This is a genomic window from Arthrobacter sp. AFG7.2 (genome assembly GCF_002892835.1).
Taxonomy (GTDB): domain Bacteria; phylum Actinomycetota; class Actinomycetes; order Actinomycetales; family Micrococcaceae; genus Arthrobacter.
Genome location: NZ_PJMB01000001.1, coordinates 638,986 through 662,776 on the forward strand (window position 1 = coordinate 638,986; position 23,791 = coordinate 662,776).

Here is a 23,791-nt window from a genome sequence, read left to right on the forward strand (position 1 = left end):
GCGGGGTCACGCCGCGCCCATAAACCAGGAGGTTACGGGCGCGAGGTGACCCCGCATTGCCGTGTTAGTGAGGTGCTGCGGTCCTTAGACCTGCGCGGCCACACCGTCACGGGAAATGTCCACCATATCCCCGCGCGGCACAACCTTGATGCGCTCGCGCTTGACCTCGACACCGTGCGAGCCGCCGGCCTCCGTGGCCGCAGCGCCGAGGGCGAGCTCGTGGGCATCCAGCGCCAGCCAGCCTTCCCAGCTGGTGAACTTCACGCCGCGGGCGTCGAGGAGTTCGACGACGGCCTCCGCCTCCGGAACGGCGGCGACCGGCAGGTTTTCGCGGTCTTCCAGCAGGTACGTCACGGTCTCCAGGGCATCGCCCTTGGTGTGCCCGATCAGGCCGACCGGTCCACGCTTGATCCAGCCGGTGGCGTAGATACCCGGTACGTGGGTGCCGGCGGCATCCAGGACGCGGCCGCCGTCGTTCGGAATGACGCCCTTCGTGTGGTCGAACTCGATCTCCGGCAGGGCGGAGCCAAAGTAGCCGATGGCGCGGTAGACGGCCTGGACCGGGTAGTCCACGAACTCGCCGGTGCCGCGGGCGTTGCCCGTGCCGTCCAGCTCGGTGCGCTCGAACCGCATGCCGGCCACCTTGCCCGGCGTTTCGGCGTCGTCGTAGATCTCCACCGGGCTGTGCAGGAAGTGCAGGTGCAGGCGGCGGGAGGCCTTCAGCTCGGAGAGGTCCTCGGGCTGCTCGGCGATCCAGTTGGTGAGCGTACCCACCATGGTCTTGGTCTGGTTGTTGGTCTGGATCTGGCGGTCGGATTCCTCGTCGAACTCGAAGTCCTCCGGGTACAGGATGATGTCCACGTCCTTGGAGTGGGACAGCTCGCGCAGCTCCAGCGGAGTGAACTTGACCTGGGCGGGGCCGCGGCGGCCAAAGACGTGCACGTCCGTGACCGGCGATTCCTTCAGGCCGGCATAGACGTTGTCCGGGATTTCGGAGACCAGGAGGTCGTCGGCGTGCTTGGACAGGACGCGGGCCACATCCAGGGCCACGTTGCCGTTGCCGATCACGGCGATTTCCTTGGCGTCGAGGGGCCAGTGGCGGGGAACATCGGGGTGGCCGTCGTACCAGGAGACGAAGTCCGCGCCGCCGAAGGAGCCTTCCAGCTCGATCCCGGGGATGTTCAGGTCCGCGTCCTTGATGGCGCCGGTGGCGAAGATGACGGCGTCGTAGTGGGTGCGGAGGTCCTCGATGGTGAGGTCCGTGCCGTAGTCCACGTTGCCGAAGAAGCGGATGTCGCCGCGGTCGAGCACTTTGTGCAGCGCGTTCACGATGCCCTTGATGCGGGGGTGGTCCGGGGCCACGCCGTAGCGGATCAGGCCGTAGGGTGCCGGGTAGCGGTCAAAGAGGTCGATGCTCACGGTCAGCTCGCCGCTCTTGACGGCTTCGCTCTTGGTGAGGATGTCGGCGGCGTAGACGCCGGCCGGGCCGGAGCCCACGACGGCAACGCGCAGCGGACGTTCGGCAGAACCTACGGTGGTGCTTGATGACACGGCTGTGTTCCTTTTTCTTCGATCCGGCCCGGAGGGCTAGGTGGTGAGGACTCGGGGCTTGTTCGGTGTGGTGGTGCTGTAGTCAGCGGTTTTGAAGTGCGACGGCGCGAAGGGGCTCACGCGCACCACGTCACCGATGACAATCACTGCGGGATTTGCGACGCCGGCGGCCTGGGCCTGGTCGGCGATGGAACCGAGCGTGCCAATCGTCACGCGCTGGTCCGGCAAATAGCCGTTTTCCACAATACCAACTGGCGTATCGGATGGCAGGCCGGCTTTGCCCAGGGCGGACGCGGATTCGCGCAGCTGGCCCACGCCCATAAGCAGGACGATGGTGTGGTCAGGGCGTGCCGGGACCTCGGAAAGTTCCTCGTGGCCGGTGACAACGCTGAAGCCCTTGGCCAGGCCGCGGTGCGTGACGGGGATACCGGCCGCTGCCGGCACGGAGATGGCGGACGTGACACCGGAGACCACTTCGACCTCGACGCCGTGCTGCCGGCAGTACTCGGCTTCCTCGCCGCCGCGGCCCAGCACGTAGGGGTCGCCGCCCTTGAGCCGGACCACGCGGTGGCCGTTGAGTGCTTCCTCCACGAGGATCCGGTTGATTTCGGCCTGCGGTACGGGATGGTGGCCGGGGGTCTTGCCCACTTCGATGACGCGGACGTCGGGAGCGAGTTCGTTCAGGAGTTCGCGGGGGCCGAGGCGGTCTGCCACCACGACGTCGGCCTGGCCCAGGAGCCGGCGGCCGCGGACGGTGATGAGTCCAGTGTCACCGGGGCCGCCGCCCACCAGCGCAACGGATCCGCGGTGGGCCCGGCGGCGGCGCAACGGAAGATCGCCCGTTTCCAGGGCGGTGGCAACGGCGTTGCGCACTGCCATGGCACGCCGCGGGTCTCCCCCGGCGTTGACGGCGATCTTGATGTCATCAACTTCGGCCACGGCGGGGGTCCAGGCGGCGGAGGCCTCATGGTCGGAGGCGTTGACGCACCAGATGCGCTGCGCCTCGGCGTCGGCAGAGACCTGGGCATCAACGGCGGAATCGCCTGTGGCGGTCTGGACGAACCAGACGCCGTCGACATCTTCGGAGCGGTAGGGGCGCGGCGCCCAGGTGAGGAGGCCGGCGTCGGCCATGTCCTGGAGCGCGGCGGAGGCAACGGGAGCCACGACGGTGACTTGTGCACCGGCGTCGAGCAGGCCCTTGGCGCGGCGGGCAGCAACGGGGCCGCCGCCCACCACCAGCACCGGGCGGCCGAGGAGCCGCAGCGCTGTGGGGTAGATATCCTGAATTGCCATGGATCAACGGTAGGGCCGCGTCACAATCGCCAACAAAGGCCGAGCAACACCAGTTCACGCAAGGTAACGCTGCGTCACATAGCCTGCCGCCCGCCGTCGTACTCGCTTGTGGGGCACATTGGCGTGGAAGGCGGCGGTGTTTGCGTTCGCACCCGGCGTGTCCGTGTCAAAGTGCCCCAGGTGGGCCGCTGATGCTGCCGAGGAAGCGGCCGCGGTCCGTGATGAGCCGCTGCAGGTAGGGGCGCAGGACCAGCTTCCCGGCTATCCGGCCCAGGAACCCGAACGGAGCCGTGAACTCCACCCGGTCCGTCATGATGCATCCTCCGGCTGTGGCCTCGAATTCATGAATGTGGCGGAAGCACCTGAAGGGGCCGCGGACCTGCTCGTCCGTGAAGCTGCGGGGGAAGTCCAAATGGGTGATGCGGCTGGTCATAGTGAGCGGAAGCCCGAAGTGCCGCGCCCTCCAGGTGACCTCCTGTCCCTCGCTGATGAGCCCCGACGTCACCCCGGCTACCGCCCGCTCCCCCGACCCCTTCTGGGACTCCACGTGGGCATCAACGCTGCGGGCCAGGTCGAAGAGCCGCTCCTGCGGAAGGCGGCTTTCAGTGCGGCACACAAAGCTCATGGTCATTGCGCCAGTCTGCCACTCAGCCGGAGCTTCCGGGGCCTGGGGGTGCTGGCATAACTGCGTAACTTTTGAGCCTGGCCCAGGACCTTGCCACCGGAATTACGCGGCGTATGCGGCGCAGGGCGGGTAAAAGTTACGCCTTTGGATCGCCAAGGAACAGCAGAGCCCGACGGCGGGAGTCGCCGTCGGGCTTGGCTGAAGGTACGTGGGTGGCTGGATTGGCTAATGGCCGACTTAGCGGGTGCTGCCGGAGAGGAGGCCGCGGCTGCGCAGGAGGCGCTTCTCAATCGGCGCGAATACCAGCAGTTCGATCAGGATGCCGACGGCGAGGATCAGCAGGATTGCCGACATCACTACGGCCATGTCGGACAGCTGCCGGCCCTGGTCCAGCAGGGAACCCAGGCCGAAGCCGATGGTACCGCCCACCGCGATGATCTCCGCGGCCATGAGCGAACGCCAGGAAAAGGCCCAGCCCTGCTTGAGCCCGCCCAGATAGCCGGGCAGGGCTGCGGGAAGGATGATCTGCAGAGCCATCTCCAGGCGGGAGGCGCCCAGGACAGTGCCAACGCGACGGTACTGCGGCGGGATCTGGTCCACCCCCGAAATGAGCCCGTTGATGATGGACGGAATGGCGCCCATGAACACCACGAAATACACGGTGGCGTCGGTGAGGCCGAACCAGATGATGGCCGCCGGAACCCACGCGACCGAAGGCAGGACCTGCAGGCCTGAAATCAGCGGGCCGAACGCGCGGCGAAGCGGAGCCACCTGGGCAAGCAGGAGGCCTACGGGTGTGGCGATGGCCACCGAAATAACGAAGCCCACCAGCCCGCGCTGCAGTGACGTCCATACCGATTCCTGGACTTTGCCTTCGCTCCAGAGGACACCCATCTGGCCCAGCACGTCCATCGGGCCCGGGACCTGGTCACGCCGCTTGAAGCCCAGCGACACGTAGAACTGCCAGATCAGCACCAACACCACCAGGGCGGCGATGGGCAGCAGGACGCGGCTCCAGTCGATGCGGTTCTTGCGGGCGGCGTCGGACTGAAGGGAGTCCAGCCCGGATTCAAGCTCCCGCAGGTCCTCGCTGCCGGTGGACGTCCGGGTGAGTGCGGCGTGGATGTGCTGAGGCGATGTGGGCTCGGAAGGGGCTTCGGCCAGAGGTGTCTGGTTACTTGGCATGGCGGCGGATCTCCTCCCGGAGCCGGGCGGTGATGACCCCGGTCAGCTGGCCGGCAAGCCCGGCGTCGGTTCGGTGTTCCTCGGTGACGGCCCATTCCTGGACCACGCGGCCGGGGCGGGAGGACAGCAGCAGCACGCGCTGGCCCAGCCGTACGGCCTCGCGGACGTTGTGGGTGACGAAGACGATGGTGCGGCCGGTTTCCTTCCAGATCCGCTCGAGCTCATCGTGCAGCAGGTCGCGGGTGATGGCGTCCAGGGCGGCGAACGGCTCGTCCATGAGCAGCAGCTGGCGGTCCTGCGCGAGGGAGCGGGCCAGGGACACGCGCTGCCGCATGCCGCCGGACAGTTCATGGGGGCGTTTGTCCCCGGCCGTGCCCAGGTGCACCAGTTCCAGGAGCTCCTGCGCCTTGGCCTTGCGCCCGGCCTTCCCGACGCCGCGGAGTTTCAGGGCCAGCTCGATGTTCTCGCGGGCGGTCAGCCAGGGAAACAGCGCAGCGTCCTGGAACATAAAGGCGGCACCGTCGCTGGGCACTTCCAAAGCGCCCGACGACGGCGGCTCCAGTCCCGCGATGATGTTCAGCAGGGTGGATTTGCCGCAGCCGGAGGCACCGAGGAGGGCAACGAACTCGCCCTTCCCGATGGTGGCGTTGACGTCGTCCAGTACCGGGGCGCCGTCGCCGAAGCGCTTGCCCAGGTGTTCCAGTACGACTGGCATGGTGCCGTCCTTAAGTAGGGGGGTGGATCAGTCCTGGCCGAGGCCGGCTGCTGAAATCTTGGTTGCTGCGGCTCCATTGAGCGGGCGGAGGTCGAAAAGGCCGGTGATGTCCGCCTGCTTGGTAGTGCCGGCCTCGACGCCGTCCTCCAGGAGCCGCGGGTAGCTTCCGGCGAGGGGGTCCAGCGTGAAGGCGATGTTGGCCAGGGACCGGGCCAGGACGTCGTCGGCAAGGGGTGCGCCGGCGGATTCCTGCAGCGCGGAGTTAATGACGGCTGCCTTTTCAGCAGCGGGGGCCCCGTCCAGCCAGGCCACAGACTTGGCGTGGCCGGCCAGCAGTGCCTTGACAGCATCCGGGTGGGCCGCGGCGAACTTCTGGTTCACAATGAGTACCGTCGTGGGGAACTCGCCCGGCTTGCCGGTACCGGTCCCATTCCACAGGTCCTTTTCGTCCACCAGGACTTTCGCTCCGGCCTGTAGCACCAGCCGTGAGGCCCATGGCTCAGGCAGCCACGCGCCGTCGAGCTTTCCGTCCTGGAAGAGCTTCAGGGACTGCGCGTTTTCCGTGGGGTTGATGGCCACGTCTCCGCTGCCGTCCACGTTGGTCTCGTAGCCCTCGGCGGCGAGCCAGGCGCGGAGGGCCACGTCCTGGGTGCCGCCGAGTTGTGGCGACGCAAGGGTCTTGCCCTTGAGGTCGGCGGCGGACTCGATCTCCGGTTTCACCACCAGCTGGGCTCCTCCCGCTGCGGCACCGGCAATGATCCTCACGGACTGTCCCTGGCTCTTGACGAAGGAGTTGATGGCCGGGTTGGGGCCGATGTAGGCAGCGTCGATGGCGCCGGCGTTCAGGGCCTCGATGGCAGCGGGTCCGGCGTTGAACGTTTCGGTGCTGAGCGCGGTGCTCCCCAGGCTTTCGGCGAGGAAGCCCTGTTTGATGCCCACCAGCGCAGGGGCATGTGTGACGTTGCCGAAGAAGCCCAGCTTCAGCCCGGCCGCGGGCGAGGGCTCAACGGCCTGCGCCTCAGTGTTACGGGAAACAGTGGAGGCTACGACGGCGCCCACCACGATCAGGAGGACCAGCCCGACGGCCAGGGCGGCTTCGACGGCACGCTTGCGCTTGGGAACTGCGCTTTCGCCTGCCACGATGCGGGTCATCCCGGGCTTGGAACTAGTCATTGTTTCACCATAGGGAGTGGCCCAAACCCGTTCAATGAAGCGGAAACGGGGGGTCACGCAGGTTCATCTGGCGTCATATTCAGCCCCTGCGCACCGGGGTCGCCGGAACGGTACCCGCTCGCCGTTCCGTTCCGGCGACGGGGCAGGGTTCCGGCGACCGCGCGGGAGTGAGCGATCGCGCGGGTGAGTGACCACGCCGGGGGTGAGTGACCACGCGGGGTTGAGTGGCCCGCTCAGTTGCCCTTGACGTTGACCAGTTGCCGGAGTTTGTGCCTGACGGTGATTAGGTCCGCGGCGTCCTGCATAACGACGTCGATGGGCTTGTAGGCAGCCGGGATTTCGTCAATAAACGCCTCGGAAGCCCGGAACTCGATCCCCCGCATGGCCTTCTTCAGTTCTTCAAGCGAGAACGTTTTGCGGGCGGCGTTGCGGGAGTACTCGCGGCCTGCCCCGTGCGGGGAGGAGTTCAGCGAAGCCGGGTTGCCGAGCCCCTCCACCACGTACGACGCCGTTCCCATGGATCCGGGAATGAGTCCGGGATCGCCGTGCTCGGCTTTGATGGCACCCTTCCGCGACACCCAGACGAACTTGCCGTAGTGCGTCTCCTGCCGGGTGAAGTTGTGGTGGCAGTTAATCCGCTCGAGTTCCTGCACCGGTCCGCCCACCCAGCGGCTGAACTGTGCGCTCACCCGATCCATCATTTCCTCGCGGTTCAGCAGGGCGAAGTGCTGTGCCCATCGCAGCTCGGCGATGTACCGGTCGAACTGGGGCGTGCCCTCTTCAAGGTAGGCGAGGTCCGGGTCCGGCAGGTAGGTCTTGCTTTTGGTGACCACGCGCTGGGCAACGCCGATGTGGTGCTGGGCGATCTTGTTCCCGATGCCTCGTGAACCGGAGTGCAGGAACAGCCAGACGGCGTCGGATTCGTCAGCGCAGACCTCAATGAAGTGGTTGCCGGAGCCCAGCGACCCCAGCTGCAGGTCCCATTTTTCGACGTACTGAGCAGGGTTGAAGCCGGCCCCCGCAGCCAGCTGCTTCAGCTCAGCAATCCGTGGTTCCGCCGTGGCCAGCACTTTCCTGTTGTTGTGGCCGGCGGACAATGGTACGGCCCTTTCGATGTCCTCGCGCAGCTTCTTGCGGTCCTTGGGGAGGTCCGTCAGCGAGTACTGGGTCCGGACCGCGATCATTCCGCAGCCGATGTCCACACCCACGGCAGCCGGCATGATCGCGTGCAGGGTGGGGATGACTGAACCTACAGTGGCTCCCTTGCCCAGGTGCGCATCGGGCATCAGGGCCAGGTGCGGGTAGATGAAGGGCAGCGTTGACGCCTTTACCGCCTGCTCCCGGGTCTGCGGGTCAAGGATCGAGGCCCAGTTCAGCAGTTTCGGGTTGATGGTTTCCATGCTTCCCTCCAGCGGCGCCACGACTAACGTGGTTCTAGGCTAACCCCGCGTTACAACGGCACCCGAAGGAGACGCATGATGGTGAACGTCCAGACCGACATCCTGATCAACCGTCCCCGCGCGGAGGTGGCCGGGTACGCCGCCGATCCGGACAACGCGCCGAAGTGGTACGTGAACATCCACAAGTCGCAGCGCCTGACCCCGGGTCCTGTGGGAACCGGCACCAAGGCAGCGTTCACTGCCAGGTTCCTTGGCCGCGAGCTCAACTACACCTACGAGTTCATGGACTATGTCCCCGGCGAAAGGCTCGTGATGCGCACTGCCCAGGGCCCCTTCCCCATGCAGACCACCTACACCTGGACGGACGACGACGGCGGGACGCGCATGACTCTTGGCAACAGCGGGAGCCCCTCAGGTTTTTCGAAGCTGGCCGGGCTGGTGATGGCACCGATGATCCGCCGGGAGACCCGCAAGGACCTGAAGAAACTCAAGTCGATCCTGGAATCGTGAAAACGTGTGCGCCTGAAGGTCGTTATGTCCTGCGGTGCACCCGGCGGCGTTCGGTCCGGAGCCCTGGTTCCGCCTGCGGTTGCCGCAGCAGGCGCAGGTTGAACCAACAGAACATTGCGAGCCCCAGGTACAGGCACAGTTCCATCGCCTCGGCATACTCCGAGATGACGAAGGTAGGCTCAGGCCAGATCAGCAGCCGGAAGAGCCGGTAAGCGGCGGCCAGCAGGAAGGCGGGCACCAGGCAAAGCGGCGGGACCAGCAGGCGCCTGGATTTAAGGTGCTCCCAGCGTTTTCCAACGGCAGCCCATACCAGCGGGGCTGCGGCACCGTAGAGGCTCGCAAGGAGCATGGCCGCGGGGACCAGTTCCTGGACGCCCCGGATGTTGTGCACGGTGGTCTCACCCTGGCGGTTGACCTCGTTCAGCGCGTCAGGGGTGGCCCAGCCGAAGATCCGCTGGCCCCAGGAGATCTCCTCTCCGGTCAGGAACCAGACCCCCAGCGTGACAACGCCGTAGAGCAGGGCCATGCCCCAGCGTTTGGCGCGGACCAGGTACACCGTAATGAGGGGCAGGAAAATGCTTGCACCCAGCAGGCAGAGGAACTGGAGCCATTCAATCAGGGAGTCCTCGTTGACCAGCCAGAGGTAGAAGTCCTTGAAGGGAAGGGCAGCCGCGGCTGCGACCGCGATGATAAACGGAGTGAGTATGAGCAGCTTCGCGTGGCGGGGTGCAATTCTCCAGTCCTCGGAATCCTGCCGCAGGTGCCCTGCCGCCCGGGTTCTCCACTCTTGGATGGCCGGCATGGTGCCTCCTCAGCTGTTGCGTCCGGGTGCCACAGGAGCTGGTGCCCCCGCTGACCATTAACCCCTTGTGCCGCAGCAGGCCGCACGAGTAGCGGGTACTTGGATTTGAACGGGGCGGCACTGAGGGCCGTTCACTGTACTCAAGAACCGGGGCCCCAGGCGGGGGCGGTCCTTAAACACAGTCGCGGCTTGTTCGCCGTTCCGAACCGTGAGGCCAGGATGTGCGAACAAGCCGCGGTGCAATGGATCAGATGCTGTAGCGCTCGTCCTCGTGGTCGCCCGGGTGGTCCTTGACCAGGCCGGCGGCCAGGGTGTTGCCGTCCAGTGGATCAATCACCAGGAAGGCGCCGGTACGGCGGTGGTGCAGGTAGTTCTCCAGCGGCAGCGGCGCGGCGAGCCGGAGCTGGGCGTGGCCGATGTCGTTGAGTTCCAGGGTGGACGCCGGCTCCAGCTTGAAGGAGGCCAGGTCCAGCTTGCCGCCAACATTGCGCACCAGTGCCTGGACCGTGCGGGTGCCGTGCTTGACCAGCACCTTCTGGCCCTCGCGGAGCGGCTTCGGGGAGAGCCAGCAGAGCGAGGCGTACAGGTCCGCCGAGGCTTCACGGACGGTCCCGGCTGCGGCGATGGTGTCACCGCGGGCGACGTCGAATTCTTCAGCCAGGCGGATGGCCACGGACTGCGGGGCGGCGGCTTCCTCCAGCGAGGCGCCGGCGAAGTCGATGCCCACCACGGTGGTGGTGCGCGGGTCCTGGCCTGGCGTCAGCACGGAGACCTGGTCCCCCACCTTGACCGATCCTTCGGTGATCTGGCCGGCGTATGCGCGGTAGTCACGGTAGGCCTCCACATCGAGGCCGGCGGCGACAGCGTCGGGAGCCAGGGCGCCCTGCGGCCGGATGACCAGCTGCACCGGGAAGCGGAAGCTTTCCAGGTGGCTTTCCAGCTCATCGGCAGCCGGAAGGGTCTCGAGCACCTCGAGCAGTGCGGGCCCGGTGTACCAGGGGGTGCGCTCGGAGCGGTCCACCACGTTGTCGCCGTCGAGCGCCGACACGGGGATGACCAGCAGGTCGGTGATTCCATCCGAACCGAGGCCCAGTTCGCGGCCCACCTGCTGCACGTCCGCTTCGATCTCACGGAACACGGACTCACTGAAGTCCACCAGGTCGATCTTGTTCACGGCCACGATCACGTGCGCCACGCGCAGCAGCTGCAGCACGGACAGGTGCCGGCGGGTCTGCTCCAGGACGCCCTTGCGGGCGTCAATGAGTACGACGACGGCATCCGCAGTGGACGCGCCCGTCACCGTGTTCTTGGTGTACTGGACGTGTCCGGGGCAGTCAGCCAGGATGAAGCTGCGGCGGTCGGTGGCGAAGTAGCGGTAGGCCACGTCAATGGTGATGCCCTGTTCGCGCTCGGCGCGCAGTCCGTCGGTCAGCAGGGCGAGGTCGATCCCGCCGGCAGCGCCGCCGAAGCCGCGGTCCGCCGAGGTGCGGGCAACGGCGTCGAGCGTGTCAGCCAGGATGGCCTTGGAATCGTGAAGGAGGCGGCCCACCAACGTGGACTTGCCGTCGTCGACCGATCCTGCGGTGGCGAACCGGAACAAAGTTGTGGGCAGTGCTGTCTCCAGGTCTGCAGCCAAAGTGTCGGTGCTCATTAGAAATAGCCGTCCTTCTTGCGGTCTTCCATGGCTGCCTCGGAGATGCGGTCATCTGCACGGGTGGCGCCACGTTCGGTGAGGGTGGAGGCGGCGACTTCAACCACGACGTCGGCCACGGTGTACGCGTCGGACTCCACCGCGCCGGTGCAGGACATGTCCCCCACGGTGCGGTAGCGGACGGTCTTGGTGATGACGTCCTCGTGCGGCAGCGGCTGTGACACCTCACCTACGGCACGCCACATGCCGTCACGGGCAAAGACCTCGCGCTCGTGGGCGTAGTACAGGCCGGGCAACTCGATGTTCTCGCGCTCGATGTAGCGCCAGATGTCAAGCTCGGTCCAGTTGCTGATGGGGAACGCGCGGACGTGCTGGCCCACGGTGTGGCGGCCGTTGTAGAGGTTCCACAGCTCGGGGCGCTGGTTGCGCGGATCCCACTGGCCGAATTCGTCCCGCAGGCTCAGGATGCGCTCCTTGGCACGGGCTTTGTCCTCGTCACGGCGGCCGCCGCCGAACACGGCGTCGAACTTGTTCTGCTGGATGGCGTCCAGCAGCGGGACGGTCTGCAGGGGGTTGCGGGTACCGTCGGCGCGTTCGGCCAGTTCGCCGCGGTCGATGAACTCCTGGACGGAACCCACCACGAGCTTCAGCCCCAGCCGCTCAACCGTGCGGTCGCGGAAGTCGATGACCTCGGGGAAGTTGTGGCCGGTGTCCACGTGCAGCACGGGGAACGGAACCTTGCCGGGCCAGAATGCCTTGGTGGCCAGGTGCAGCATCACCACGGAGTCCTTGCCGCCGGAGAACAGCAGCGCGGGCTTCTCGAACTCGGCAACAACCTCGCGGATGATGTGGATGGCCTCGGATTCGAGGGTGTCCAGGCTGGAGAGTCGGGATGAGCCGCCGAATGCCGCCCCCGCCCCTTCGCCGCTGGACTGATCTTCGATCAGTCCAGCGCGCGGCTCCGACAGGCCCGATGCCACTCCCTGGGCGGCATTCGGCGTCTCAGTAGCGTCAGTTTCCAGCACAGACAGCTCCAGATCCTCGTTGGTGGTTTGGGTGCTCATACGTGTAGTCCGCATTCTGTCTTGTCGGAGCCCGCCCAGCGGCCGGCGCGGGGGTCGTCGCCCGGCGCCACCTTCCGGGTGCAGGGCTGGCAGCCAATGGAGGGGTAACCCTGGGAAAGCAGCGGGTTGACGGGCAGGAGGTTGTCGTCCGAGTACTGGACCAGCTGGTCGAAGGTCCAGGCGGCCACCGGGTTGACCTTGACCAGGCCGTTGGCCTCGTCCCAGGTGACCAGCGGGGTGTTGGTGCGGGTGGGGGCCTCGTCGCGGCGGACGCCGGTGAACCAGAGTTCGTAGCCGGACAGGGTGCGTCGCAGCGGGGCCACCTTGCGCAGGGCGCAGCACTGGGCGGCGTCGCGGGCAAAGAGGTCCTTGCCCAGGAGCCGGTCCTGCTGCTCCACCGTGTTCTCGGGGAGCACGTCCACCACGTTGACGCGGAGGTTCGCGGCCACCTCGTCACGCGTGGCATAGGTTTCCGGGAAGTGGTAGCCGGTCTCCAGGAACAGGACGTCGACGCCGGGCAACTGGTCCGCGACCAGTGCGGGCAGGACGGCGTCGGCCATGGAGCAGGCGACGGCGACCGCAGGCAGGTCGAAGTTGCGCTCCACCCAGGCAATCACGTCGCGGGCCGGGGCGTCCCAGCCGAGCTCCGCAGCGCCGGCTTCGGCGAGGGCCTTCAGTTCTTCCTTGCTGCGGAGCTTCGGAGCCGCGGTGGCCACGGTCAGCTCAACCTGCGCCGATGCCTCAGCCGGTGCAACCACCTGGTCTACTCCGAGTGCGTGCTTACTCACTGGAGTGCCTCCTCGTCTGCTGCGTGCGCCCATTCGGCGAAGGTCTGGCCCTCGGCGCGCTGGGACACAAAGGTGCGGACCACGCGCTCCACGTAGTCGGGCAGGTCGTCAACATAGACCTTGAGGCCGCGGACGGTACGTCCCAGGCCCGCTTCCTCGCGCTCGTTGGAAGCCAGCCCGCCGCCCAGGTGGACCTGGAAGCCCGGGGAGGGGTCGCCGTCGGGCGTGGGAAGCATCATGCCCTTAAGGCCGATGTCCGCGGTCTGGATGCGGGCGCAGGAGTTGGGGCAGCCGTTGATGTGCAGCGACAGCGCGTGCGGGAGTTGACCGGACTCTGCGAGGTCGGCCAGGCGGCGCTCAAGTTCGGCAACGGCGGTGGCGGCCGTGTACTTGGTCTCCACGATGGCCAGCTTGCAGTACTCGATGCCGGTGCAGGCGATGGTGCCGCGGCGGAACACCGACGGGCGGGCGGACAGGCCCAGCGCGTCCAGCTCGGCCACCAGGGGCTCCACCTGGTCCTTTTCGACGTCCAGGACAACGAGCTTCTGGTGCGGGGTGGTGCGCAGCCGGTAGGAGCCACGCGCCTCCAGGGTGTCCGCGAGCTTGACCAGCGCGGCGCCGGAGAGCCTGCCGGCCAGCGGGGTGGCGCCGATGAAGAACTTGCCGTCCTTTTGTTCGTGCACCCCGATGTGGTCGCCCGGGGTCGTGGGCTTGGGCGCGGCGGGGCCGTCGGCCAGCTTGTAGCCCAGGTATTCGTCCTCGAGGATCTGGCGGAACTTCTCCGGACCCCAGTCGGCCATCAGGAACTTCAGGCGGGCCTTGGTGCGCATGCGGCGGTAGCCGTAGTCACGGAAGATGCTGGTGACGCCGAGCCACACGTCGGCGGCCTGCTCGGGGGTCACGAAGGCGCCGAGGCGTTTGCCGAGCATCGGATTGGTGGACAGCGCGCCGCCGGCCCAGAGGTCGTAGCCGATGCCGAGTTCGGGGTGGCGGACACCCACCAGGGCGAAGTCGTTGATCTCATGGACCACGTCCTGGCTGGGGTGGCCGGTGATGGCGGTCTTGTATTTGCGCGGCAGGTTGGACAGCAGCGGGTTGCCGATGAACCGCTCCCCCAGCTCCTCGATCAGCGGGGTTGGGTCGATGATCTCGTCCTTGGCGATGCCGGCCACGGGCGAACCAAGGATGACGCGGGGAACGTCGCCGCAGGCCTCGGTGGTGGAGAGGCCAACAGCTTCCAGTCGGGTCCAGATCTCGGGAATGTCCTCCACGCGGATCCAGTGCAGCTGGATGTTCTGGCGGTCGGTGAGGTCGGCAGAGTCCCGGGCGAAATCAACGGAGATCTGGCCGATGACGCGCAGCTGTTCAGTGGTGAGGGCGCCGCCGTCGATCCGCACGCGGAGCATGAAGTACTTGTCCTCGAGCTCGTGCGGCTCAAGGGTTGCGGTCTTGCCGCCGTCGATCCCGGGCTTGCGCTGGGTGTACAGGCCCCACCAGCGGAACCGGCCGTGCAGGTCCTGGCCGGGAATGGCGTCGAAGCCCTCCTTGGAGTAGATGGACTCGATACGCTCGCGCACATTGAGGCCGTCGTCTTCCTGTTTCCAGGTTTCGTTGGCGTTCAGGGGCGTTTTGCCGTCGACTTTCCACTGCCCGTGCGGCTTCGCGGCGGGGCGGGACGGGCGGGCCGGGCGCTTGGAGGCAGCAGACGCTCCGGCTAGAGCTGTATCAGTCATGCATCGACTGTAGGTCCCGCCCGAATTGCGTCACAAAGGCCCGGAAACGCTAAGTCACCTAGGGAAATATTTCGTCACGAAACGCCGGACAGCCTTGAAGAAGCCACCCCCCTGTGCATCGGCTGCCGGTTCCGCGGGGGCTTCTTTGAGGGCTTCAGCGGGCGCCATCGCGGATGATTCAACCGGTGGATGCGCGGCGGCTTCATTGGCTTTTGCGACGGCGGCGTCATACCGGTCCAGCGCAATCTCGGCGAGTACCGGGGACGGCAGCAGGGGTTCCGTCACGACGTCCGCCCCCGCCTTGCCGAGCTGGTCGTGGAAGAAGCCCGGCGCCAGGAGGTAGGAGGCAATCACCACGCGCCCGCCGACGTCGACCGCCCCCGCGGACTCCCCCGCCCCGGCACCTCCTTCCAGTTCCTCGCGAAGCATCGCGACGGCGTCGGGCACGGAGGGCTTGGCGGAGGCACCATAGGCGGCCACCATCCGGTTGGACCGCAGGCCGCGGAGCTGGCTAAGCAGTTCCTCCACGCTTACGGCGGCGTTGGGGTTGGACGAGCCGGCTGCGGCCAGCACGATCACGTCGTTGTCCGTGACGCCGGCTTCACCCAACCGCTGGTCCAGCAGCGCGGCCAGCCGCGGATCAGGCCCCAAGGGAGCTGCTGCGGCACTGCCCGGGCGGCTCTTCACCGCCCGCGCGATGTCCACCTTCACGTGGTAGCCAACGCTCAGCAGCAAGGGCACAACGACGGCGGACTCCCCCTCCGGCAGGCCCGCCACCACGTCCACCAGGTCGGGCTGCTGGACGTCGACATAGGCTTCGCGGACGTCGAGGCCGGGGCGGAGTTCGGCAATGCCGGCGCGCAGCGCGTTGACCTCCGCAGCTCCCTGTGTGCTGGACGTCCCATGGGCGCAGGCGATCATGATGGGGCTGTTCATAGGGGCTAGCGTAACGTTGGAGCCGCCCTGTCCGCCCTCTTTGAATTGCCGGGACGCTCCATGACCTTCGCCTTTGACAACTCGCCGGTGTGGCTGGATCTGCTGGGCGTCTTTTTCTTCGCGGTGTCGGGATCCCTGCTGGCTGCACGGAAGCACATCGACATTGTGGGATCCCTGCTGCTGGCTTCCCTGGTGGGCCTCGGCGGCGGCGTGATCCGCGACATTATCCTGAACAGCGGGCCGCCGGCGGCGTTCACCAACCCGGCCTACCTGGTGCCGCCGCTGCTGGCTACATTCCTGGTGTACTTCCTGTTCCCCAGCGTGCAGCGCTACACGTCGCTTCTGACCCTGTTCGACGCCGGCGGCCTTGCCCTGTTCTGCATGACCGGCACCCTCAAGGCGCTGGCTGCGGGCATGAACCCGGTGGCGTCAGTGCTGCTGGGAGTGACGACGGCGGTGGGCGGCGGCCTGCTGCGGGATATCACCGCCAATGAGGTTCCTGAGCTTTTCAACCCCAAGGATATTTACGCACTGCCTGCCTTCCTGGGCGCAGCGATGACTGCGTCCCTCTGGGTCCTTGGGGTCTTCAACGTACTGACTGCGGCGGCTATCGCAGCGGTGGTGTTCACTTTTCGCGTCCTTGCGTGGCGGCGGTCATGGCAGGCGCCGCTGGCGGTCCATGGCTGGCATCGGCGGGGCGACGAACCGGGGCTTTGAGCCGGGTTTCAGGGGCATTCCGCTGTCATTGGGCAGGGGCGCGATTGGCTAGGATATGAAGCATGACTGACATGTTCCTCGAGAAGTTCCGCGCGCTTGTTCCCAAGTATCTCGAAGACGAATGGCAGGCAGAGGACGGGCTTATTCCTGAGGAGTTGGACAAGGCCCTGGCCGACCACCAGTTCCAGATTCCCCTGGTCCTTCGCGAGTTCTACCTGGCCATCGGCGGCTGCGAGGACCTGATGGAGGCCTACCACTACTTCTGGGACCCCGACGAGCTTGAGGTCGATGACGAAGGCTTCCTGATGTTCCTTGAGGACGAGGAAGAGGAATACACCTGGGGCTTCCGGGTAGGCGACCTCAGCGTCCCGGACCCCATTGTGTACCGCCGCAACAACGCCCGCGGCCAGTGGAAGTCAGAGGAAGGCACGTTCTCGGAGTTCGTGTTCGACATGTTCGAGTGGGCCTTCGAGGACGACGAGGACTAGTCTCGCGCCAAAACGGGGCACTTTGACACGGGCTCGCCGGGCGCCGGCCCCGATTCAGGTTTTACAGGGCTCAAAGTAGCCCACGACGGCGGCCCTCACCGCGCACCGAAGGCTCCCCGCCGGCTCAGCTCAAGTACCTCCAGCACCCGTTCCGTCATCCGCCCCGGGTGATGGACGACGTCGTCATACCCGAACCGAAGGACAAGGTACCCGCCGGCCATCGTGGCGTTGTTCCTGTTCCGGTCCTTCTTCACCTGGCGGGGCTCCAAGTGGGTAGCGCCATCAGTTTCCACCACTAGGCACTCCTCGACGAGGAAATCCACTTCCCCCACCCCGGGCAGCTCCACGTGACGCCGGACATGCAGGCCCACCCGCCGGAAGTGATAGTTGGCCAGTACCTCCAACAGGGAGTCCGCCCTCGGGATTACATAGTCCAGGACTGCCCTTGCGCGGGCGTTCCGGTTTCCCGGGAGCTTGCCGCGGAGGAAGTCCACGGTGATGTTCCCGCTCTGCGCAGCGCACTGGACCATCACCAGCGCCTCCACCTCGGGCAGGCACCGCAAGGAATGGATCAGGACATCCGCCAGGCCAGCCAGCGGCAGCCAGGGATGATGCGGAACTGAGCACTTTCCGTGGGCAAGCGAGTCCGGCGGCGTCTTTTTGTGCCCGAGGCTCAAGTGCGGCTTCTGCGCCTTACTCACCGTCCAGAGTCCGTAAACGGGCGCAGCTGACAAGCACGTCACCAAGGCATTGTGCTCCAGCGCCATCCTCATCACACCCGCTTCACGGGGAAGGCTGTAGACGCCCGGGCGAAGGCGCACAATTCTGCCTGACGCCACAGCTTTCTCAATACTGCTTCTCGGGAAACCGGCCTGGCGAAGCTTTGCGGTCCGGGCTATGCCTGCACGCCGGCCCAAGAATGCCTCAATGTCCATGCCTCACGGTGCCCCGCCCTGGCCGCTGACGGGAGATGGCTCCTTGGTTATGTGGACAAGGGGGCCATCCCGGGGCACTTCGACACGGACCCGCCGATGCTTTTGCGGGGAAAGTGCTTTTGGGGGCCGAATGTGCCTCGTTCCGGCACCGGAAAACATTTTGACAGCGGAGGTAACAATCCGCTTGCACTTCATGACAAAGCTGTCATAAGCTATTCACGGATCCGCTAAACGCCTCCGGCGGATCTGATGCGAACGGAGAGATAGCCCCGGTTCGCAGCAACGTATGACTCGTATCGTTGCTGCAGACCGGGGCTATCCCGTTTAAGTGGCGGCTCCAGGCATGGTCCCCACAGGGCAAAAGCCCGCCGCCTTTCCGAACTGGTCGGTGAAGGCGACGGGCCCCTGCGGGCAAAAGTCAGCTGGCGCGGTCCACCACTGCCAGGGCAAAGTTGGACAGCGAATCCTTCACCACGCCCTCGGGCAACGGCCTCAAGGCGGCGATTGCCTCGTCAGCCCAGCGGCGTGCCACGATCCACGATTCGGCAGTGACGGGGTGCTCCCGCAGCCCGGCCACGGCGGCTGCGAGGGCATCATCGGACGTGAGGTCACCATCGATGAGCTGAAGGAGTTCGACGGCGGACTGGTCGCCGTCCGCTGCGGCCCTGCGCAGGAGCAGCACGGGCAGGGTCGGCACGCCTTCGCGCAGATCCGTCCCGGGAGACTTGCCGGACTTGACCTTGATGCCGGTGACGTCGATGACGTCGTCGGCAAGCTGGAAGGCCACGCCCACCTTCTCGCCGTACTCCACCAGGACAGACTCATAGGCCGGATCCGCCCCCGCGAAAATGGCACCCAGCTGGCCGGACGCTGCCACCAGGGAGCCGGTCTTGTCTGCGATCACCGAGAGGTAATGCTCCACCGGATCCTCGTCCGGGCGCGGACCAACGGTTTCGTGCAGCTGGCCCAGGCACAGCCGCTCAAAAGTCCGGGCCTGGATGCCCAAAGCCCGGGAACCCAGTTCGGACACCAGGATGGAGGCGCGGGCGAAGATCAGGTCGCCGGTGAGGACCGCCACCGAGTTGCCCCACACCTCATGTGCCGTGGGCGCACCACGGCGGAACGGGGCTGAATCCATTACGTCGTCGTGATACAGCGTGGCCAGGTGCGTCAGTTCCACCACGACGGCGGCCTGCACCACGGAGGGCAGGGAAGCGTCACCGAGGTGGGCGCACAGCAGGGTCAGGAGCGGCCGGATGCGCTTGCCCCCGGCTTCCACGAGGTGGCGCGACGTTGCGTCAGCCAGCGGATCCGAATTGGCAATGGCTTCGCGGAGCTTCTTTTCCACCCGGGCCAGGTTGGTGGTGATGGCCGGCCCCAGCTCGGCGTCTCCGGCGATGGCGGCGAATCCCGCCGGCAGCTGCAAACCCGTTGCGATGGCGGTGGTGTTGAGGCTGGGTTCGGACTCCGGCAGGCCGTGCCCGGCGTGCGTCCAGCTGTGGTCTGCGGGGTTGTTCACTGGTTAACCCTAACTTTTTGTTGCGGATACCGCTGGTTCGTTGCAGAGGGGGTATTGGATGTGGCCGGAACCAGCGATTCCAGGACCCGGATCACCCGGTCCTCGAAGCCCTTGGCCGAGGGGTCCGTGAGGTTGGCCAGGAGCCGCACCACGAACCGCATCAGCACTGGAATGGGCATCCCGGTACGCAGCGCGAGCTTCATGACAGCGGGTTTGCCGATGAGCACGGCAAAGGCCCGCCCCAGCGTAAAGTGCGACCCCCACTGGTTCCGCACGTAGTCCGCGTACCGCGAAAGGTGCGCATCGGCGTCGTACGTTCCGCTTGAAGCAGTCCGGGAGGAGGCATCGATGATGAACTCCGCAGCGTACCTGGCGGACTCCATGGCGTAGGAGATGCCTTCGCCGTTGAACGGGGAGACCATTCCGCCGGCGTCACCCAGGAGGAGCAGGCCCGGCGAGTAGTGCGGGGTGCGGTTGAAGCCCATGGGCAGCGCGGCGCCGCGGATCTCGCCCACCTGGTTCTCCGGCGTGAAGCCCCACGCGGCAGGCATGCCGGCGGTCCATTCGCGCAGGACCTGCTTGTAATCGAGCTTGCCGAATTCCTTCGACGAGTTCAGGATGCCCAAACCCACGTTGGAGGTTCCGTCGCCCACGCCGAACACCCAGCCGTAACCGGGCAGCAGCTTGCCGTCGTTGCCGGGAAGTTCCAGCCACCCTTCCATCCAGTCGTCGTCCGTGCGAGGTGACGTGAAGTAGGTGCGGACGGCCACGCCGAGGGGCCGGTCGTCACGTTTCTGGATACCGAGGGAGACGGCGGTGCGGGTGGAGTTGCCGTCGGCGGCAAGTACGACGTCGGCACTAAAGGCGCGCGTCTCCCCCGTCTTGCGTCCGGCCGCGTCAAGGAGCGCTGCGCGGACACCGGTGACGCGGCCGTCGTCGTTCCGCACGGCTTCGGTGACGCTGTGCCGCTCGAGGATTTCAGCCCCGGCAGCCTGGGCATGGCGGGCCAGCTCCTCATCGAAGCCGAGCCGGGTGCGGATGAGGCCGTACTGCGGAAAGTCGGAGACCTCGGGCCAAGGCAGCTCAATGGTCCGGCCGCCCGCGATGAGGCGCAGGCCCTTGTTGCGGCGCCAGCCCTCGCCTTCAGGGTGCGGCAGGCCAAGCTTCTGGATTTCCCGGACGGCACGGGGAGTCAGGCCGTCCCCGCAGACCTTCTCACGGGGAAAGCTCGTCTTCTCCAGGACGGTGACCTCGAGGCCCGCCTTGGCGAGGTAGTACGCGGCGGTGGAACCGGCGGGCCCCGCGCCGACTATCAGTACCTTCACAGGTCAGCGGGTGATGTTGCGGCGCAGCTTGGCCACCGGGCCCTTGTGCGCGGCGATGGCGGCAGCAGCGTTGTCCGGCGTGGATTCTGCGGCCTTGAATGCACGGTGGACGGCCACGATGCCGCCGGTCAGGTTGCGGTACGTCACCTTTTCCCAGCCGGTGTCCTGCAGCCAGGCCGCCAGGTGGTCCTGGTCCGGCCAGGCGCGGATGGATTCGGCGAGGTAGACGTAGGCGTCCGGGTTGGAGGCGACCTTGACGGCGATGGCCGGCAGGGCGCGCATGAGGTACTCGGTGTACATGGTGCGCCACAGCGGGACCACCGGCTGCGAGAACTCGGCGATCACCAGGCGGCCGCCGGGCTTGGTCACGCGCAGCATTTCCTTGAGCGCCTTCTTGGGCTCGTTGACGTTGCGGAGGCCGAAGGAAATGGTGGTGGCGTCGAAGGTGTTGTCCGCGAACGGCAGGTTGGTGGCGTCACCGGCGATGAAGTCGATGTCCGGGCGGCGGCGCTTGCCTACCTTCAGCATTCCGAGGGAGAAGTCGCAGGCCACGACATCTATGCCCGCATCCGCATATGGCTCGCTGGAGGTGCCGGTGCCGGCCGCCAGATCGAGGACGCGCTGGCCCTTGGAGACTTCCATGGCTTCCACCACGACCTTGCGCCAGCGGCGGGTCTGCCCCATCGAGAGGACATCGTTGACGACGTCGTATTTCGGTGCGACGTCGTCAAACATCGTGGCTACTTCGTCCGGACGCTTATCCAAGGATGCTCGGTTCACCATGACATTGTCTCAAATGTTCCGGAGGGTCCGGACCAAGGCCTGGCGGCGCCCGCTCAGGGGCCACGCAGGTGCGGGAGTAGTGTTGTCTCATCATGACGAGCACGTTCCGCACCCTGACAGTCCCCCTGGATGGAAAAGATTTCCCCGGGGGGCTTCCTGCGTTTTTGGTCCGGGACGACGTCCTGTGCTGGTCGCGGCGCGAGGCAGGGCTGGCCGGCTTCGGCGAGATCGCGCGCTTCATCGCCACCGGCCCCGACAGGTTCCTCGAGGCTGACATCTGGTGGCGCCACCTTGTCCTCGAAGCCGAGGTCACGGACTCCGTGGAGCTTCCCGGGACGGGCCCGGTGGCTTTTGGCTCCTTTGCCTTCTCCAAGACCTCGGCCCATGAGTCACGGCTGATCGTGCCGGAGATCGTCGTAGGTGTGCGGGACGGGCGCGTCTGGGTCACCCAGCTGACGTTCGGCGGCGGCGACCTGACTGAGGACAGCGCCCTCGCCGCACTGGACGGCTTCCTCCTGGGCGGCTCCGCGGCTGCCCCCGCAGCACAGGCTTCGGGCAGCACGACGGCGGCGGCGGGCCCTGCCGGGGACGGCACCATGGGCGGCGTCCCCGGCAAGGCGGGCGGCGCCGTCGTACGTCCCCTCCCCCTCGCCGCGGGGGCAACCCTGCATACCGGCTCGCTGAACGAAGAAGCGTGGATGGCGGCTGTCGAAGCGGGCGTGGCTGAGATCCGGACCGGCGCGCTGGAGAAGCTGGTGCTCGCCCGCGACGTCGTGGCCACGATTCCGGCCGGCGTGCACTCCTCTGCGGTCCTCCGGGAGCTCGCCGCCCGGTACCGCGAATGCTGGACGTACGGGGTGGACGGACTGGTGGGGGCCACGCCCGAGATGCTGATCCAGGTGGAGGGCCGCACCGCCCAGGCGCGCGTGCTGGCGGGAACCCTGGACCGACGCGACGCCCACGGTGAGGACGGGCTCCCCATGGATTACGCCACCCGGGTGCTGGCCGGCTCAGAAAAACAGCGGCACGAGCACGAGATCGCCATCCAGTCGCTGACCAGTCAGCTGGCCCCGTTCTCGGAAGCGATGAATGCCCACGATGAACCGTTCATCCTTGAGCTGCCCAACGTGTGGCATCTTGCCTCGGACGTGAAGGCTGAGCTGGCGGAAATCGAGGGCCACGTGCCCACCTGCCTTGCACTCATCAACGCACTGCATCCCACGGCCGCGGTCTGCGGAACCCCTACCCAGGTGGCAGGCGCCCTGATCCGGAAGCTGGAGCACCTGGACCGGGGCCCGTACGCAGGCCCGGTGGGATGGCTGGATGCTGCAGGAAACGGCGAATGGGGCATCGCACTGCGGGGAGCCGTGATTGAGTCCCCCACGTCAGTCCGGTTGTATGCCGGCTGCGGAATAGTGGACGGCTCCCTGCCTGAGGCTGAGCTGGCGGAAACGTGGGCAAAGTTCCGGCCGATGCTCGAGTCGCTGGGCATCAGCAGCTGACGGTCCGGGATGGCAGACAGCCCCTGGCTGGACGGGCTTGATTTCTTCTGTGATTTAGTTATCCAATAGTGAAACTAAGTTTCCTGTGATGCACATCTCATAATCGGCGCTACACTATGAACCGATTTAGTACCGCATACTCCGCGCAACAAAAGGTAAGAAAACATGCAGCTCAAGTCCCTGGCCACGGCCAAAATGACCGCCAAGGCAGCCGCAGTCTTCGCCGCCGGTGCCCTCACGCTCACGGCCTGCGGCGGCGGAAGCTCTACACCGGCAGCATCTGAAGGCGGCGTCCAGCTCATCAACGCCGGCAAGCTCACTGTCTGCTCGGACATCCCCTACGAGCCCTTCGAGTTCGAAAAGGACGGCCAGACGGTCGGCTTTGACGTGGACATCGCCAAGGAACTCGCCAAGGACTTCGGTGCCGAGCTGAGCATCGTGGACAGCTCCTTCGAAGCCATCGAGACCGGCACCGCGCTGACCCAGTGCGACCTGGGCATCTCCTCGATCTCCATCACGGACACCCGCAAGTCGGTCATGGACTTCTCCACCCCGTACCTTGATGACGACCTGGCCCTGGTTGCCAGCGAAGACTCCGGGATCAACGGACTGGACGACGCCAAGGGAAAGAAGGTGGGCGTCCAGCAGGCAACCACCGGTGCTGACTACGCCGAAGAGCAGGGCATCGACGCGCAGCAGTTCGAAGACACCGGGCTCCTGGTGCAGGCCCTTGAGGCCGGCACCATCGACGCTGCCCTCGGCAACCAGTCGGTGCTGGGCTACGCCATCAAGGACCAGCCCAAGTTCAAGAGCGTTGAGGAATTCGCCACCGGCGAGCAGCTCGGCATCTCCGTCAAGAAGGGCAACACCGCCATGCTGGAAAAGGTCAACGGAACGCTCGAGCGCCTGACCGAGGATGGGTCCCTCGAGAAGTTCAAGACCACCTGGTTCGGCGAGACCGCCAAGTAGCCAAAGACCGCCAGTAGTCGCCGCTGAGGCCTGAAGGCTGCCCCGTCCTGGGTGCATCCACGGCCCTGGGAACTACGCCGCCGGGGCCCCGGACGAGCTGTGCCGCAGTCCGTCCGGGGCCTCTGCC

At 66.4% G+C, this 23,791-nt stretch carries 22 protein-coding genes; 5 read left to right on the forward strand and 17 right to left on the reverse strand.

The window, feature by feature from the left end; all coding sequences use genetic code 11:
• Positions 1–84: 84 nt before the first annotated feature.
• The 7 genes from CXX84_RS03050 to CXX84_RS03080 form a co-directional block, all read right to left on the reverse strand.
• Entirely contained in the window at positions 85–1,551 is a 1,467-nt protein-coding gene (locus CXX84_RS03050; RefSeq protein ID WP_102975211.1) for an FAD-dependent oxidoreductase, read from the reverse strand.
• A 36-nt stretch (positions 1,552–1,587) separates the two neighbouring features.
• Complete coding sequence (cobA, locus tag CXX84_RS03055) at positions 1,588–2,844, reverse strand: uroporphyrinogen-III C-methyltransferase (protein WP_102975212.1); 1,257 nt, start codon at positions 2,842–2,844, stop codon at positions 1,588–1,590.
• 166 nt (positions 2,845–3,010) lie between these two features.
• Positions 3,011–3,475 carry an SRPBCC family protein gene (locus CXX84_RS03060; RefSeq protein ID WP_102975213.1) on the reverse strand — a complete coding sequence of 155 codons (465 nt, stop codon included), beginning with the start codon at positions 3,473–3,475 and terminating at the stop codon, positions 3,011–3,013.
• A gap of 231 nt (positions 3,476–3,706) precedes the next feature.
• The gene (locus CXX84_RS03065; protein ID WP_102975214.1) at positions 3,707–4,654 is read right to left on the reverse strand and encodes an ABC transporter permease; all 948 of its coding nucleotides are present in this window, start codon (positions 4,652–4,654) and stop codon (positions 3,707–3,709) included.
• The gene (locus CXX84_RS03070; RefSeq protein ID WP_102975215.1) at positions 4,644–5,369 is read right to left on the reverse strand and encodes an ABC transporter ATP-binding protein; all 726 of its coding nucleotides are present in this window, start codon (positions 5,367–5,369) and stop codon (positions 4,644–4,646) included. Before CXX84_RS03070 ends, CXX84_RS03065 begins: the two co-directional genes overlap by 11 nt.
• A 27-nt stretch (positions 5,370–5,396) precedes the next feature.
• Complete coding sequence (locus CXX84_RS03075; protein WP_102975216.1) at positions 5,397–6,521, reverse strand: ABC transporter substrate-binding protein; 1,125 nt, start codon at positions 6,519–6,521, stop codon at positions 5,397–5,399.
• Between the two features lie 254 nt (positions 6,522–6,775).
• Positions 6,776–7,942 (reverse strand): RtcB family protein, encoded by a 1,167-nt coding sequence (locus CXX84_RS03080; protein ID WP_102975217.1) that lies wholly within the window; start codon positions 7,940–7,942, stop codon positions 6,776–6,778.
• Positions 7,943–8,017: 75 nt separating this feature from the next.
• On the opposite strand from CXX84_RS03080, the gene CXX84_RS03085 reads away from it, so the two are divergent.
• Positions 8,018–8,452: an SRPBCC family protein gene (locus tag CXX84_RS03085; protein ID WP_223252928.1), complete on the forward strand. Its 435-nt coding sequence runs from the start codon at positions 8,018–8,020 to the stop codon at positions 8,450–8,452.
• Between the two features lie 22 nt (positions 8,453–8,474).
• On the opposite strand, the gene CXX84_RS03090 is transcribed toward CXX84_RS03085, so the two are convergent.
• From CXX84_RS03090 to CXX84_RS03115, 6 genes are all read right to left on the reverse strand, one after another.
• Positions 8,475–9,254, reverse strand: coding sequence for a hypothetical protein (locus CXX84_RS03090; protein ID WP_102975218.1), 780 nt, complete (start codon positions 9,252–9,254; stop codon positions 8,475–8,477).
• A 247-nt stretch (positions 9,255–9,501) separates the two neighbouring features.
• Positions 9,502–10,905: a sulfate adenylyltransferase subunit 1 gene (locus tag CXX84_RS03095; RefSeq protein ID WP_102975219.1), complete on the reverse strand. Its 1,404-nt coding sequence runs from the start codon at positions 10,903–10,905 to the stop codon at positions 9,502–9,504.
• The gene (gene cysD / locus CXX84_RS03100; RefSeq protein WP_223252929.1) at positions 10,905–11,969 is read right to left on the reverse strand and encodes a sulfate adenylyltransferase subunit CysD; all 1,065 of its coding nucleotides are present in this window, start codon (positions 11,967–11,969) and stop codon (positions 10,905–10,907) included. The genes CXX84_RS03095 and cysD overlap by 1 nt, the downstream gene beginning before the upstream one ends.
• On the reverse strand, positions 11,966–12,757 hold the full coding sequence (locus CXX84_RS03105) for a phosphoadenylyl-sulfate reductase (RefSeq protein ID WP_411266185.1): 792 nt from the start codon (positions 12,755–12,757) through the stop codon (positions 11,966–11,968). The genes cysD and CXX84_RS03105 overlap by 4 nt, the downstream gene beginning before the upstream one ends.
• On the reverse strand, positions 12,754–14,490 hold the full coding sequence (locus tag CXX84_RS03110) for a nitrite/sulfite reductase (RefSeq protein WP_102975220.1): 1,737 nt from the start codon (positions 14,488–14,490) through the stop codon (positions 12,754–12,756). The genes CXX84_RS03105 and CXX84_RS03110 overlap by 4 nt, the downstream gene beginning before the upstream one ends.
• Positions 14,491–14,544: 54 nt before the next feature.
• Positions 14,545–15,426 carry a sirohydrochlorin chelatase gene (locus tag CXX84_RS03115; protein WP_102975221.1) on the reverse strand — a complete coding sequence of 294 codons (882 nt, stop codon included), beginning with the start codon at positions 15,424–15,426 and terminating at the stop codon, positions 14,545–14,547.
• 60 nt (positions 15,427–15,486) lie between these two features.
• On the opposite strand from CXX84_RS03115, the gene CXX84_RS03120 reads away from it, so the two are divergent.
• Positions 15,487–16,143 (forward strand): trimeric intracellular cation channel family protein, encoded by a 657-nt coding sequence (locus CXX84_RS03120; protein WP_102975222.1) that lies wholly within the window; start codon positions 15,487–15,489, stop codon positions 16,141–16,143.
• 62 nt (positions 16,144–16,205) lie between these two features.
• Complete coding sequence (locus tag CXX84_RS03125; RefSeq protein WP_102975223.1) at positions 16,206–16,631, forward strand: hypothetical protein; 426 nt, start codon at positions 16,206–16,208, stop codon at positions 16,629–16,631.
• Positions 16,632–16,726: 95 nt separating this feature from the next.
• On the opposite strand, the gene CXX84_RS03130 is transcribed toward CXX84_RS03125, so the two are convergent.
• The 4 genes from CXX84_RS03130 to CXX84_RS03145 all read right to left on the reverse strand — a co-directional run bounded on the left by CXX84_RS03130 (position 16,727) and on the right by CXX84_RS03145 (position 21,190).
• Positions 16,727–17,566 (reverse strand): type IV toxin-antitoxin system AbiEi family antitoxin domain-containing protein, encoded by an 840-nt coding sequence (locus tag CXX84_RS03130; protein WP_102975224.1) that lies wholly within the window; start codon positions 17,564–17,566, stop codon positions 16,727–16,729.
• 418 nt (positions 17,567–17,984) lie between these two features.
• Complete coding sequence (locus CXX84_RS03135) at positions 17,985–19,085, reverse strand: polyprenyl synthetase family protein (RefSeq protein WP_102975225.1); 1,101 nt, start codon at positions 19,083–19,085, stop codon at positions 17,985–17,987.
• Positions 19,082–20,410, reverse strand: a complete 1,329-nt coding sequence (locus tag CXX84_RS03140) for a geranylgeranyl reductase family protein (protein WP_102975226.1) — start codon at positions 20,408–20,410, stop codon at positions 19,082–19,084. The genes CXX84_RS03135 and CXX84_RS03140 overlap by 4 nt, the downstream gene beginning before the upstream one ends.
• A 3-nt stretch (positions 20,411–20,413) precedes the next feature.
• Positions 20,414–21,190 carry a demethylmenaquinone methyltransferase gene (locus CXX84_RS03145; protein WP_223252951.1) on the reverse strand — a complete coding sequence of 259 codons (777 nt, stop codon included), beginning with the start codon at positions 21,188–21,190 and terminating at the stop codon, positions 20,414–20,416.
• A 95-nt stretch (positions 21,191–21,285) separates the two neighbouring features.
• On the opposite strand from CXX84_RS03145, the gene CXX84_RS03150 reads away from it, so the two are divergent.
• Complete coding sequence (locus CXX84_RS03150) at positions 21,286–22,695, forward strand: isochorismate synthase MenF (protein ID WP_102975228.1); 1,410 nt, start codon at positions 21,286–21,288, stop codon at positions 22,693–22,695.
• A gap of 165 nt (positions 22,696–22,860) precedes the next feature.
• On the forward strand, positions 22,861–23,664 hold the full coding sequence (locus CXX84_RS03155; protein WP_102975229.1) for an ABC transporter substrate-binding protein: 804 nt from the start codon (positions 22,861–22,863) through the stop codon (positions 23,662–23,664).
• Positions 23,665–23,791 lie beyond the last annotated feature (127 nt).